This is a genomic window from Streptococcus parasanguinis, from assembly GCF_001069785.1.
GTDB lineage: Bacteria > Bacillota > Bacilli > Lactobacillales > Streptococcaceae > Streptococcus > Streptococcus parasanguinis_T.
The window spans coordinates 1-13877 of the sequence record NZ_JVSR01000104.1 but is presented as its reverse complement, the minus strand read 5'-3'; the positions used below and the strand labels follow the sequence as shown (position 1 = coordinate 13877).

Here is a 13877-nt window from a genome sequence, read left to right as displayed (position 1 = left end):
ATCTGCCAGCCTTTTTTGGCGTTTTTTGGTATAATTAAACTTGATCATATTCTGCAGAAAGGAGTTCCTATGTCCAACTATTTATCCGTATCAAGTTTGACCAAATATTTGAAATTAAAATTTGATAAGGATCCCTATTTGGAAAGGGTTTATCTGACAGGGCAGGTCTCCAATTTCCGAAAACGTCCCAACCACCAGTATTTTTCATTAAAGGATGAAAAAGCGGTCATTCAAGCGACTGTCTGGGCTGGGATCTATAAGAGTTTTGGTTTTGAGCTAGAAGAAGGCATGAAAATCAATGTCATTGGTCGGATCCAACTTTATGAGCCAAGTGGGAGTTATTCCATTGTCATCGAAAAGGCGGAGCCAGATGGGGTAGGGGCCTTGGCCATCCAATTTGAGCAACTCAAGAAAAAGTTGACCGAAGAAGGGCTTTTTCAGGATCGGTGGAAGCAAGCTCTGCCACAATTTCCAAGAAAGATCGGGGTCATCACCAGTCAAAGCGGGGCCGTGATTCGCGATATTATCACAACGGTGAGCCGACGCTTCCCTGGTGTTGAGATTGTGCTCTACCCGACCAAGGTTCAGGGTGAAGGTGCATCTAGTGAGGTGGTTGCTAATATTCAAAGGGCTAACCAACGGGATGATTTGGATGTCTTGATTATCGGTCGTGGGGGTGGTTCAATTGAAGATCTCTGGGCCTTTAATGAAGAAGCAGTGGTGCGAGCCATTTTTGAATCGCGGATTTCGATTATCTCCAGTGTTGGACATGAGACAGATACGACTCTAGCCGATTTTGTAGCAGACCGACGAGCCGCTACTCCGACAGCCGCTGCTGAATTGGCCACTCCAGTAACGAAGTTGGATCTCTTGTCCCATTTACAAAAGCAGGAAAATCGCATGGCAACAGCGATGTCCAATCGCTTGGCCTATAATCGTGAACGCTTGGCAAAATTAAGTCAATCGGTTATTTTTAGACAGCCTGAAAGACTCTATGATGGCTACCTGCAAAAGATTGACCAGTTGCAATTGCGATTGAAACAAGGGATGCGCGATGCTTATGGACAAGGGGCCAATCAGCTGCAAGGTCTGCGTCATCGCTTAGAAGCTACGTCTCCTTTGCATCGCATCGAGCGCTACCAAGACCGCCTGCTCCAAGATAAGAGAATCTTAACCAACCGAATGGAACAAGTCCTAAAAGAGCAAAAGATCAAGGTACAAGGCTTATCAGAAGCCCTCTTGATGCTTGATACCAGTCGGATTATTGCGCGTGGCTATGCCATGGTTAAGGAAGGGGATCAGGTACTAGATTCGGTTGCAAAAGTAACAGAAGGGGACCCGCTGTCACTCATCATGAGAGATGGCCAGTTAGAAGTAGAGGTAAAACATGTCGAAAGAAAAGAAATTTGAAGAAAATTTAGCAGATTTGGAAGCCATCGTCCAAAAATTGGAGAGTGGAGATGTGGCTCTTGAAGAAGCCATTACAGAATTCCAAAAAGGAATGAAGTTGTCAAAAGAATTGCAAGATACCTTGGATCAAGCAGAGAAAACCTTGGTCAAGGTCATGCAAGCAGATGGTACTGAAGCGGATCTAGCATGAGACAAGAAGAAAAACGAAATAGAGTAGAGCAAGCGGTTCGCTCTTTTTATGAGAAGAAAGCCGTTGCCCCCCATTTAGTGGAGTCGGTCCTTTATTCGATCCAGGCAGGTGGAAAACGCCTGCGCCCCTTGCTCCTTCTAGAATTGTTAGAGGCCTTTGGACAGGAATTGACAGAGGCTCATTTTCAAGTGGCAGGGGCTTTGGAGATGATCCACACAGGAAGCCTTATTCACGATGATCTGCCAGCCATGGACAATGACGATTACCGTCGGGGGCAATTGACCAATCACAAGAAATTCGGAGAAGACCTGGCGATTTTAGCAGGGGATGCGCTTTTTCTCGATCCCTTTGGGATGATAGCTGCGAGTGCCCTTCCTGGTGCGGTCAAGGTCTCCTTGATTCTTGAATTGTCAGATGCTTCCGGTAGTCGTGGAATGGTAGCTGGTCAAGTCCTTGATATGGAAGGAGAGCACAAACAGCTCACGCTAGCAGAATTGCAGACCATTCATGCCAATAAGACAGGACGCCTCCTTGCCTATCCTTTCATCGCAGCAGGTTTGATTTTAGAGTTGCAAGCAGACATTGGTCAGCTCTTAGAAAAAATCGGGAAAAAATTAGGCCTGGCTTTTCAAGTGCGGGATGATATTTTGGATTTGGTAGCTGATTTTGAAGCTTTGGGGAAGACCCCTCAAAAGGACTTAGTAGCTGAAAAATCGACCTATCCAGCCCTGTTGGGATTGGAAGAATCAAAAGCTTTGCTGACAAGTGAATTAGACGCTTGCGAGGACTTGTTGGATCAGATTACAGCTGCTTGTGACTTTGATCCGCGAGCGATCAAGAAATTAATAGAAGGATTACGAATAGATGGCTAAGGAAAGAGTGGATGTATTAGCCTATAAACAAGGCCTATTTGATACCCGCGAACAAGCCAAAAGAGGGGTGATGGCAGGTCTTGTCGTTGCCGTTATCAATGGTGAGCGCTTCGATAAACCGGGTGAAAAAATTGATGAAGCAACCGAGTTGAAATTAAAGGGCGAAAAGCTCAAATATGTCAGCCGGGGCGGTCTTAAATTAGAAAAAGCCCTGAACCAATTTGGTTTATCTGTAGAGGGGAAAATTGCGATTGATATCGGAGCTTCTACAGGTGGCTTTACAGATGTCATGCTGCAAAATGGAGCCAGCCAGGTCTTTTCGGTGGATGTCGGGACCAATCAGTTGGCCTGGAAATTGCGCAATGATCCTCGGGTGGTCTCGATGGAGCAGTTCAATTTCCGCTATGCCGAGCCAGATGATTTTGAAGCGACACCGAGCTTTGCGAGTATCGATGTCAGCTTTATTTCCTTGGACTTGATTCTGCCAGCCCTTCACCGGATTTTGGCAGATAATGGACAAGTCGTGGCTTTGGTCAAACCTCAGTTTGAGGCAGGACGCGAACAGATCGGGAAAAATGGGATCATTAAGGATCCTAAGATTCATTTAGCCGTTCTTGAAAAGGTCGCTGCTTTTGCAGGGACACATGGCTTTGCGGTAATGGGAGTAGATTATTCCCCTATCCAAGGAGGCCATGGCAACATCGAATTTTTGATGTATCTAGAAAAAAAAGAAGAGAAAACAAAGCCGACTACAGAGCAGCTGGAGGCTGTTGTGGAGCTGGCACACAAGGAATTTAAACATGAAGAGTAAGAATATTAGATTAGAAAAAATTCGCCGCTTCATTCGCGATCATGAAGTGGGGACGCAAGAAGAGATCGTCGAACATTTGAAAGAAGAAGGCATCTCAGCAACCCAAGCGACAGTATCACGGGATATCAAAGAATTGGGCATCGTAAAACGCCCTCTGAAAGACATGACCTATGTCTATGAATTGCCACGTAAGCACCACCAAGGGATCGGGATGATCGAAAGCAATATTTTGTCTCATCGTCGCATGGGAGAATATGTCAATTTCACCATGGTTCCAGGGACAGCTCCTTTAGTTAAACGGCGCTTGCGGGAGATTTATAAGGAGCATATCTTTAGTATTGTTGCAGATGATGATACGATCTTACTGATCGCCTATTCAGCTCCAGAAGCAGAGAATATCCTCAAATCAATCTTTGGGTGGTAAGAGGCTATGCTATTAGAAATTTCGATTAAGAACTTTGCCATTATCGAAGAGATTTCCTTAAATTTTGAAAAGGGAATGACGGTACTGACAGGGGAAACAGGTGCAGGGAAATCCATCATTATCGATGCTATGAACATGATGCTGGGAAGCCGCGCAACGACTGATGTCATCCGACATGGAGCCCCAAAAGCGGAAATCGAAGGTCTCTTTACCGTTGAGAGCAATCGCCATCTGACGGCTCTCTTTGAAGAGCAAGGACTAGAGTGGACCGATGAATTGATCATTCGCCGAGAGATCTTGCAAAATGGACGAAGTGTCAGCCGGATCAATGGTCAGATGGTGAATTTGTCTGTCTTAAAGGCAGTCGGTCAACATCTGGTGGACATCCATGGCCAGCATGATCAGGAAGAACTCATGCGGCCCCAATTGCATATCGCTATGTTGGATGAATTTGGGGATGCAGCCTTTTTCCAAACCAAAGATGCTTATCGTCAGACCTTTGAAGATTACAAACGCCTGCGCAAACAAGTGGTGGAACTCCAGCGCAACCAGCAGGAAAACAAGGCCCGTATCGAGATGTTGGAGTTTCAAATTGCAGAGATTGAGGCAGCTGCCTTGGAAGTAGATGAGGACCTGCATCTGGAGCAAGAACGCCAACGCCTGCTCAATCACAAGATGATTGCTGATACCCTAACCAATGCCTATACCATGCTGGATGCAGAAGAGTTTTCGAGCCTCTCCAATGTTCGCTCAGCCATGAATGATCTGGAAAGCATTGAAGAATATGATCCGACCTACAAAGAGCTCTCAAGCCAGTTATCGGAAACCTTCTATGCCCTTGAGGATATTACCAAGCGCTTAGAAGATGTGGTCGATGGTCTGGAGTTTGATGGCAATCGCCTCATGCAGGTGGAATCGCGTTTGGATTTGATCCACTCCATCACGCGCAAGTATGGTGGCCAAGTCAAGGACGTCTTAGAATACCTGGCGCAAATCACCAAAGAATATAGCCTCCTCACCGGAAGTGACCTCTCGTCTGAGGATTTGGAAAAAGAACTCAAACGTTTGGAAAAGAGTTTGGTCACCTTGGCTCAAGATTTGAGTGATCAGCGGCATACTCTGGCCCAAGCTTTGGAAAATGAAATCCAGCAAGAATTGGCAGATCTCTACATGGACAAGGCGCGTTTTCAAGTGCGTTTTAGTAAGGCTAAGTTTAATCGTGAGGGAAATGAAGCTGTCGAATTTTACATTTCGACCAACCCAGGTGAGGACTTTAAACCTCTTGTCAAGGTAGCATCCGGCGGAGAATTGTCACGCTTGATGTTGGCCATTAAGTCGGCTTTTTCTCGAAAAGAAGGAAAAACCAGTATCGTCTTTGACGAGGTGGATACAGGGGTCTCTGGGCGCGTGGCTCAAGCCATTGCAGCGAAAATTCATAAGATTGGTCAAAATGGCCAAGTGCTTGCCATTTCTCACCTGCCTCAAGTCATCGCTGCAGCAGATTATCAATTCTATATTGAGAAAATCAGTGATGAACACTCAACTGTATCTACTGTGCGTTTGCTCAATAGAGAAGAACGAATTGAAGAAATTGCCAAGATGCTGGCAGGAGAGGATCTAACGGAAGCTGCCCGTCAACAAGCAGAGCAACTTCTCAAGCGTTAAGAGAAAGAAGGTTTGAAACAATGTCAACATACTTTGTAGTCGGAGATATTCACGGAAAAGCACAAATGCTAGAAGAGCTCATGACAGAATGGGATGGAAAAGCTCAATTGGTCTTTTTAGGGGATTTGATAGATCGAGGCGAAAACAGCAAACGATCAATTGAAATCGTAAAGGACTACGTAGACCATCACGGAGCTGTTTGCCTTTCCGGAAACCACGAGTACATGTTTTTAGCTTGGTTGGACAATCCAGAAGAACGTTATGACCACTACCGAAGAAATGGTGGCGATACGACCATTAATTCTCTATTGGGACGCCCGCTCGATGCTCCTGTAGATGGGGTTGCAGATGCGCAAGCAGTAGAGAGCACTGTTCCTGAATTGGTGGCCTTCATCCGCAGTTTACCCTTTGACTATGAGACAGAGAGCTATTATTTTGTCCACGCCGGTGTGGATCTAACCCTTGAAAATTGGCGGGAAACCAGTGACTACCAAAAGGTCTGGATCCGAAAACCATTCCATGAAGCGGAGAATCATACAGGCAAATGGATCGTCTTTGGCCATACGCCGGTTTATGGACTGCTCAATGAGCCAGTCGGTACTGAAAATCTTTGGATTTCAGATCAAAAAATGGGTGTCGATGGGGGCGCTGTCTATGGGGGAGTCCTCCATGGATTGCTCTTGGATGATCAAGGCATCGTCCATGACCATGTCCTTCATAATACAGGTTTTTCTGCTGCAGACGACTGAGGAAGCAGGAATGGATATCTTTCACTGCAAAACTCTGTGTTTTTTGATATAATGAAAGCAGAACATTCTTAGGAAGAGTATAGAAATATATGGCAAATATTAAAATAGTTACAGACTCATCTATTACAATTGAGCCTGAAGTGGTTGAAGAATATGGCATTACCATTGTGCCACTTTCTGTTATGGTGGATGGAGTCCTTTATTCTGACAGTGAGTTGGGCGAAGGGGACTTCTTGCGCTTAATGCAGTCTAGCAAAAATCTTCCAAAGACCAGCCAACCACCCGTTGGAGTCTTTGCAGAGGTCTATGAAAAGTTAGCAGCAGACGGAGCTCATATCGTTTCGATTCATATGTCTCATGCCTTGTCAGGAACCGTAGAGGCAGCTCGCCAAGGGGCAACCTTATCAGGGGCAGAAGTAACTGTGATTGATAGTGGCTTTACAGACCAGGCGATGAAGTTCCAAGTGGTTGAGGCAGCTAAGTTGGCTAAAGAAGGAGCAGATCTAGACACCGTTTTAGCTCGTATTGAAGAAGTCAAAGAAAAGACAGAGTTGTATATCGGCGTATCTACCTTGGAAAATCTAGTTAAAGGTGGTCGGATTGGCCGTGTTACCGGACTTTTGAGCTCGCTTCTTAACATCCGTGTGGTGATGCAAATGAAGGACCATCAGTTGGAACCAATCGTCAAGGGACGTGGAAACAAGACCTTCAAGAAATGGTTGGATGAATTGGTAGAGAAACTTTCCCATAGTAAGGTAGCTGAGATCGGTATTTCTTACGCAGGGACACCAGAGTGGGCCAATGAAATGAAGGCTCAGTTGCAATCGCTCGTTGAAAAAGCAATCCCTGTTCTCGAAACTGGATCGATTATTCAAACCCATACAGGTGAGAATGCATTTGCAGTTTTGGTACGCTACGAATAAGCTGAATAAATGTTTGAAAAAACAGGTTTAGTACTTGACCTAAAGGCTTTTTTTAGATATTATAGTACTGTTAAGGCGTAAAGCCTAAAAAAATTTGGAGGATTTGTTAAATGGCTAACAAACAAGATTTGATCGCAAAAGTGGCAGAAGCTACAGAATTGACTAAAAAAGATTCAGCAGCAGCTGTTGACGCTGTATTCGCAGCAGTTTCAGAATACCTTTCAAAAGGTGAAAAAGTTCAATTGATCGGTTTCGGTAACTTCGAAGTTCGTGAACGTGCAGCTCGTAAAGGTCGCAACCCACAAACTGGTAAAGAAATCAAAATCGCAGCTTCTAAAGTTCCAGCATTCAAAGCTGGTAAAGCTCTTAAAGAAGCAGTTAAATAATTGCATTTTGAAAAGCCATCCTAGATTTCTAGGGTGGTTTTTTTGTTGGACAGCTCTATAGGATAAGGGTATAATAGGAAAAAAGAAAGAGAGAAAAGACCATGCGATTCATTTTAGGACTCTTTGCCTTGTTGTTTATCCGACCTATTTTGTATCTGCTGAAAGGGCTGTGGTTTGTACTGGAATTTTGCTTTATGATCCTCGTGGTCAAAATGATCTTAGGAACCGTGCGCTGGATGACCAGTTGGATCGGCTGAGAGTAGATGAATCTATTTCAGGCTCGTGAATCAATGTCCACTGGACATAACCTCGCTTTTCCGTTTTCAAGCTCGTGAATCAATGTCCACTGGACATTTTTTTTAATTAAAAGCATTCTAAATAGTGATTTATTTTGAAACATGCTATAATAGGGGTAACGAATCGATTAAATCAAATTGGAAAGGGGGGATCATAGTGAACACATTGCATCGTCATGAAGAAGAGCGCGTGGAAGAAGTTTTGCAAAGTTTGCGTGCTAAGGGCATTCGGATTACCGATACTCGCAGAGCAGTTCTTTCCTATTTAGTGGCGAGTCATGAACATCCAAGCGCTGAGAAGATCTATCGCGATTTATTGCCTCAGTTTCCAAGCATGAGTCTAGCAACTGTCTACAACAATATCAAGGTTTTAATTGATGAGGGGGTTGTCTCTGAGATCAAGGTTCGCAATGATACCACGACCTATTTTGATTTCATGGGGCATGACCATTTGAATGTGGTGTGTGAAAAATGTGGCCGTATCGCAGATGTGGACATTGAAGTCCCAGATCTTCGCGAAGAAGCAGCGAGTCAAAGTGGCTACCAGATCACCAAGACCCAAATGACTGTCTATGGTATTTGCCCAGACTGTCAAAAACAATGATGAAGATATTCCAAGAGAGCCGTCAGGCTCTTTTTTGTGAGAAATTGCACTTTTTCTATGGTCGCCACTAGATTTTTCACTGAAAATCTAGTAGAATAGAATAGATAAACGGGGGGAACCTCGGAGAATAAAAAGGAGATCCATCTAATGGTAAAATTGGTTTTTGCTCGCCACGGTGAGTCTGAATGGAACAAAGCTAACCTTTTCACTGGTTGGGCTGATGTTGATTTGTCTGAAAAAGGTACACAACAAGCGATCGACGCTGGTAAATTGATCAAAGAAGCTGGTATCGAATTTGACCAAGCATACACTTCAGTATTGAAACGTGCGATCAAAACAACAAACCTTGCGCTTGAAGCTTCTGACCAATTGTGGGTTCCAGTTGAAAAATCATGGCGCTTGAACGAACGTCACTACGGTGGTTTGACTGGTAAAAACAAAGCAGAAGCTGCTGAACAATTTGGTGATGAACAAGTTCACATCTGGCGTCGTTCTTACGATGTATTGCCTCCTGCAATGGACCGTGATGATGAACACTCAGCACACACTGACCGTCGTTACGCTTCACTTGATGATTCAGTGATTCCAGATGCTGAAAACTTGAAAGTTACTTTGGAACGTGCCCTTCCATTCTGGGAAGATAAAATCGCTCCAGCTCTTAAAGATGGTAAAAACGTATTCGTAGGAGCACACGGTAACTCAATCCGTGCTCTTGTTAAACACATCAAACAATTGTCAGACGACGAAATCATGGATGTGGAAATCCCTAACTTCCCACCATTGGTATTCGAATTTGACGAAAAATTGAACGTTGTAAAAGAATACTATCTTGGAAAGTAAGATAGCGTGATTTGTTATCAATCATAGAAAGCTGACTTCGGTCAGCTTTTTTGTTTGTCTGTCGCAGACCTAGCTGGTTTTGGGTTTTCAGGGTCTCATAAAAATGTTATAATAGAGTGTTACTAAATTGGGTTCCATTAGCCCTGAAAGGAAAAGAAACATGACAAAATCATTCTACATCACAACCCCTATCTATTACCCATCTGGTAAATTGCATATTGGTTCAGCATACACAACGATCGCCTGTGACGTCTTGGCGCGTTACAAACGCATGATGAACTACGATGTTTTCTACCTGACTGGTCTTGATGAGCACGGTCAAAAGATCCAGCAGAAAGCAGAAGAAGCTGGGATCACGCCGCAAGCTTATGTAGATGGGATGGCCGTTGGAGTGAAAGAACTCTGGCAATTACTCGATATCTCATATGATAAATTCATCCGTACGACAGACGATTACCATGAAAAAGTGGTGGCCCAAGTCTTTGAACGCTTGCTTGCGCAAGACGACATCTACCTTGGTGAATACTCTGGTTGGTATTCAGTATCTGATGAAGAGTTCTTTACAGAAAGCCAATTGGCTGAGGTCTACCGTGATGAGAATGGTAAGGTCATCGGTGGGGTAGCCCCATCAGGCCACGAAGTAGAATGGGTTTCTGAAGAGTCCTATTTCCTCCGCCTCAGCAAATACCAAGACCGTTTGGTTGAGTTTTTCAAATCCCAACCAGACTTCATCACGCCAGATGGTCGTCTTAATGAAATGTTGAAAAACTTCATCGAGCCAGGTTTGGAAGACTTGGCGGTATCTCGAACCACCTTTACCTGGGGTGTGCCAGTCCCATCTAATCCAAAACACGTGGTCTATGTATGGATCGATGCCCTTCTTAACTATGTGACCGCTCTTGGTTACGGTCAAGAAGATCATGAAAACTTTGACAAATTCTGGAACGGAACCGTCTTCCACATGGTTGGAAAAGACATTCTTCGTTTCCACTCCATCTACTGGCCAATCCTTCTCATGATGTTGGATATCAAATTGCCAGAACGTTTGATTGCCCATGGTTGGTTTGTCATGAAAGATGGCAAGATGTCTAAGTCTAAAGGAAATGTCATCTACCCAGAAATGTTGGTAGAACGCTTTGGCTTGGATCCGCTTCGCTACTACCTTATGCGCAGTTTGCCAGTTGGTTCAGATGGTACCTTCACACCAGAAGACTACGTAGCCCGCATCAACTATGAATTGGCTAATGACCTTGGAAACCTCCTCAACCGGACGGTAGCCATGATCAATAAATACTTTGGTGGTCAAGTTCCGGCTTATGTCGAAAATGTCACAGCATTTGATGCAGATTTGGCCAAGGTGGTTGAAGAAAACATCGCTGAATACCACAAGCAAATGAACGCGGTTGATTATCCACGCGCTTTAGAAGCCGTATGGAACATCATCTCTCGGACCAACAAGTACATCGATGAGACTGCTCCTTGGGTCCTCGCTAAAGAAGATGGTGACAAGGAACAATTGGCAGCGGTCATGGCTCACTTGGCAGCTAGCCTTCGTGTTGTGGCTCACTTGATCCAACCATTCATGATGAACACCTCAAATGCCATCATGGAACAACTAGGCTTGGACTTGGACTTCGATCTTGAAAACTTGACCTTAGCAGGATTCCCTGAAAATATCACAGTAGTTGCCAAAGGAACTCCAATCTTCCCACGTCTCGACATGGAAGAAGAAATTGCCTACATTCAATCTCAAATGACTGCTGGTAAACCACAAGAAAAAGAATGGATTCCAGAAGAAGTGGAACTCAAGTCTGAAAAAGATGAGATCAAGTTTGAAGAATTTGACAAGGTTGAAATCCGTGTAGCAGAAGTCAAAGAAGTGGAACGCGTCGAAGGCTCAGATAAATTGCTTCGCTTCCGCCTAGATGCAGGAGATGGCGAAGACCGTCAAATCCTTTCTGGTATCGCGAAATTCTATCCAAATGAACAAGAATTGGTCGGCAAGAAACTCCAAATCGTAGCCAACCTTAAACCACGTAAGATGATGAAGAAATATGTCAGCCAAGGCATGATTCTTTCCGCAGAATACGGAGATCAATTAACAGTCTTAACTGTTGATCCATCTGTACCAAATGGAAGTATCATCGGCTAAACATAGATAAATAAGCACTCCCGCGGGAGTGCTTTTCTTGTGTCGATATAGTTCCCATCATTGAGTTTTACAAGGATGGTAGATGAGTCCTATTAGTAATGGGTGTTAACGGAGACTTCCGCAGTGAGAAAAGAGTCTGAAACATTTTTGTTTCAGACTCTCGGAAGATTTGAGACAGTGGGCTCAAATCTAAGGTATGGAATCCCAAAGGGATTCGCTACCGTCCGTCCTCACCCAAGGAAAGTCTCCGAATATAGTTCCTATTCATCTGGCCGGTATTCCAGGATATCTCCGGGCTGGCAGTCGAGTTCTTTGCAGATGGCTTCAAGGGTGGTGAAGCGGATGGCTTTGGCCTTGCCGGTTTTGAGGATGGAGAGGTTAGCAGTCGTGATGCCGATTTTGTCGGCTAGCTCGTTGGATTTCATTTTCCGCTTGGCCAGCATGACATCTAGATTGACGATAATCATGGCACCCTCCTTAAATGGTTAGCTCATTTTCTTCAGCAATCTCAATACCTCTCTCTAAAATCTTGCCAGAGACCCAGACGATTGGAACGGCAAGGAGAAGCCCTGTGTTAAAGGTAAATTGGAAGGTGAAGGGAAGGAGATAAGCATTGCCACTGGTTTCAAGTGTGCCAGACATAAAGGACAAGACCAAGAGAATCTTCCAAGCTCGATTGCAAAGATCAATGTTGGAGTGAGAAAAGATCTTTTCTTGGTAGAGATTTTGGAGGAAGCTGCGAATGGTGATGAGAAGGTAAATATAGATAGCGCTTGAGGCTAGTGGGAAGAGCAACTGCCAGAGAGGTTGCGGATGTTTGGGGAAGAGCTGGATGCCATTCACATCAAAGGACAAGCGTCCAGTTTGAATGAGATCTTTAAACACTCCCATCCGTGAAAGCAGGTGGACGACCAGTGCAGCCAGGGTCATAAAGCCACAGAAGTAAATGAAAGCCGTTAAGACTTCAATGACATTTTTTAAGGTTTTTGAGTTTTTCATCGCAAGCCTCCTTGAAGTTTATTTATTTTTCACTTATAGTATACTCCTTATAAAAAATTAGTCAATAAAAAAGTATCGAAAAACGATAAAAAAATAATGATAAACAAAATATTATTTTTGAGAAACAGGTATTTTCTACTCAAACTAGTCAGTTCAAACCTGGGAAACCACTACATAGAGGGGAATTTTACTATACTTTCGATTTAGGGTATACTAGTGTAAAGATCTTATTCCATGGAGGTAGTAAAATGAATCTTAAGTGGAAGAAAAAATACCTGGGGCCGATTTTGGGGCTGGTCGGAGCAGCTGTTCTGATCGGAGGAGTCTATCTCTACTCTAGTTCCAACATCCAACCAGACCATCAAAAGGAATTTAAGCAGACCAGCAAGAAGGTCACCAAGCCAAAGGAAAAAGCTATTGACTTGAGTGGTGACTATGTCTCTAATGAACGGGATGAAGCCAAAATCGAGAAAAAGGGCAAGGCCTGGAAGATCGATTACCAAACGGCTGACGGCAAGGTATCCGCTGAATTTAGTACGGATTGGAAGGTCGAAGGGTCTAACAAAGTTTCGACAGGCAAGATGAAAAAGTCCGATGGCAATACAGACTTTACAGTCACTGTTCGTGTCTTTAAATACAAGACAGATAAGAAGCCTTTGATCACGGTCACCATGTCTGACAAAATTCCCGACCACGAGATGGTCTTTGCCAATCGAGAGGATTTTTTCAAATCGACAGATCCAAATGATGTCGTCCTTGATGGCAATCTCTCACCGTTTGAAGGTGCTTATTCCAATGATACCTATGAAAAGGAAATCGCCGATTCCGGTTTTAAACTTTATGGCTATACTCCAGAAGAGTATTATCAAAACAAGACCAATGCCTTTCCAAGTATTGTAAATGGGGAGACTGGCTGGACTTTCTGGAGTGGAGGCACTCGGGCAAGTTACTTGTTCAATAAAGAAAAAGAGCCCAAGAAGCGAAAAGGCTATTATGAAGTTTATTTCACAGGGGCCAATGCGACTGCGATCCAAGGGCAAGAGCAAACCTTGTACTTGATCCCAGCAGGTGTGACAGGTCCTGATGGAGTAGCTTCCCAAGAACGTCGGATTCTCTTTGGGGATGCGGCCTTTCGGGATTATCATCTAGAGTGGTGGAAAGCTTACCCACAACCGAAAAAAGAGAAAGACTTGGATATTGCGGCCATTAACGGAGGCGATTTCTCAAGCTTAGCTGGAACCTGGCGCAATGGCAAGGGAGCTGAAATCGTCATCCAAGCAGACGGAAAAGTCAAGGGCCAAGGCAGCCTCAAGGCTGTTGCGGACTCGGATAAGAAGAGCAAGATCCCTTATGTTGAGATGAAGATGGGTGAGACTGGTGCTGCGATTGGACTTTTGAAAATCGGGTTCCAAAATCCAGATGGAGACCAGTCTGATACCAGCAAGCCACGTCTAGTGGTCACTCAATCTGCAGGCAACTATCCGGCTGATCAATATTTCTACCGTCAATAAAAGAGAGTGGGACAGAAATCGGTCATTCGTTAGAATTCGATTTCG

The 13877-nt window shown here is 44.3% G+C and carries 15 protein-coding genes; 13 read left to right on the top strand and 2 right to left on the bottom strand.

Features of this window, described 5'->3' with window-relative positions:
• The first annotated feature begins 69 nt into the window (after positions 1 to 69).
• The 12 genes from xseA to metG all read left to right on the top strand — a co-directional run bounded on the left by xseA (position 70) and on the right by metG (position 11322).
• Positions 70 to 1410: an exodeoxyribonuclease VII large subunit gene (gene xseA, locus ADG03_RS09685; RefSeq protein ID WP_049472941.1), complete on the top strand. Its 1341-nt coding sequence runs from the start codon at positions 70 to 72 to the stop codon at positions 1408 to 1410.
• Entirely contained in the window at positions 1388 to 1600 is a 213-nt protein-coding gene (locus tag ADG03_RS09680; RefSeq protein ID WP_003006013.1) for an exodeoxyribonuclease VII small subunit, read from the top strand. Before xseA ends, ADG03_RS09680 begins: the two co-directional genes overlap by 23 nt.
• Positions 1597 to 2472: a polyprenyl synthetase family protein gene (locus tag ADG03_RS09675; protein ID WP_049472938.1), complete on the top strand. Its 876-nt coding sequence runs from the start codon at positions 1597 to 1599 to the stop codon at positions 2470 to 2472. Before ADG03_RS09680 ends, ADG03_RS09675 begins: the two co-directional genes overlap by 4 nt.
• On the top strand, positions 2465 to 3283 hold the full coding sequence (locus tag ADG03_RS09670) for a TlyA family RNA methyltransferase (protein ID WP_031576079.1): 819 nt from the start codon (positions 2465 to 2467) through the stop codon (positions 3281 to 3283). The genes ADG03_RS09675 and ADG03_RS09670 overlap by 8 nt, the downstream gene beginning before the upstream one ends.
• A complete protein-coding gene (locus ADG03_RS09665) occupies positions 3273 to 3707 on the top strand; it encodes an arginine repressor (RefSeq protein ID WP_003006022.1) in 435 nt (144 codons plus the stop codon). The genes ADG03_RS09670 and ADG03_RS09665 overlap by 11 nt, the downstream gene beginning before the upstream one ends.
• A 6-nt stretch (positions 3708 to 3713) precedes the next feature.
• Positions 3714 to 5372, top strand: a complete 1659-nt coding sequence (gene recN / locus ADG03_RS09660) for a DNA repair protein RecN (RefSeq protein WP_021152787.1) — start codon at positions 3714 to 3716, stop codon at positions 5370 to 5372.
• Positions 5373 to 5392: 20 nt separating this feature from the next.
• Complete coding sequence (locus tag ADG03_RS09655; RefSeq protein ID WP_049472935.1) at positions 5393 to 6121, top strand: metallophosphoesterase; 729 nt, start codon at positions 5393 to 5395, stop codon at positions 6119 to 6121.
• Positions 6122 to 6210: 89 nt separating this feature from the next.
• Positions 6211 to 7044: a DegV family protein gene (locus ADG03_RS09650; RefSeq protein ID WP_049472934.1), complete on the top strand. Its 834-nt coding sequence runs from the start codon at positions 6211 to 6213 to the stop codon at positions 7042 to 7044.
• 110 nt (positions 7045 to 7154) lie between these two features.
• A complete protein-coding gene (locus ADG03_RS09645) occupies positions 7155 to 7430 on the top strand; it encodes an HU family DNA-binding protein (protein WP_003006038.1) in 276 nt (91 codons plus the stop codon).
• 453 nt (positions 7431 to 7883) lie between these two features.
• Positions 7884 to 8330 carry a Fur family transcriptional regulator gene (locus ADG03_RS09640; RefSeq protein ID WP_080976936.1) on the top strand — a complete coding sequence of 149 codons (447 nt, stop codon included), beginning with the start codon at positions 7884 to 7886 and terminating at the stop codon, positions 8328 to 8330.
• A 147-nt stretch (positions 8331 to 8477) separates the two neighbouring features.
• On the top strand, positions 8478 to 9170 hold the full coding sequence (locus tag ADG03_RS09635) for a phosphoglycerate mutase (protein ID WP_003012031.1): 693 nt from the start codon (positions 8478 to 8480) through the stop codon (positions 9168 to 9170).
• 160 nt (positions 9171 to 9330) lie between these two features.
• Positions 9331 to 11322 carry a methionine--tRNA ligase gene (gene metG, locus ADG03_RS09630; RefSeq protein WP_049472932.1) on the top strand — a complete coding sequence of 664 codons (1992 nt, stop codon included), beginning with the start codon at positions 9331 to 9333 and terminating at the stop codon, positions 11320 to 11322.
• Positions 11323 to 11582: 260 nt separating this feature from the next.
• On the opposite strand, the gene ADG03_RS09625 is transcribed toward metG, so the two are convergent.
• Positions 11583 to 11789: a helix-turn-helix domain-containing protein gene (locus tag ADG03_RS09625; protein WP_003006064.1), complete on the bottom strand. Its 207-nt coding sequence runs from the start codon at positions 11787 to 11789 to the stop codon at positions 11583 to 11585.
• 10 nt (positions 11790 to 11799) lie between these two features.
• Entirely contained in the window at positions 11800 to 12321 is a 522-nt protein-coding gene (locus ADG03_RS09620; RefSeq protein WP_049472929.1) for a DUF2975 domain-containing protein, read from the bottom strand.
• Between the two features lie 248 nt (positions 12322 to 12569).
• Between ADG03_RS09620 and ADG03_RS09615 the strand changes: the two genes are divergently transcribed.
• Positions 12570 to 13832, top strand: coding sequence for a DUF6287 domain-containing protein (locus ADG03_RS09615; RefSeq protein ID WP_049472928.1), 1263 nt, complete (start codon positions 12570 to 12572; stop codon positions 13830 to 13832).
• Positions 13833 to 13877: the final 45 nt, after the last annotated feature.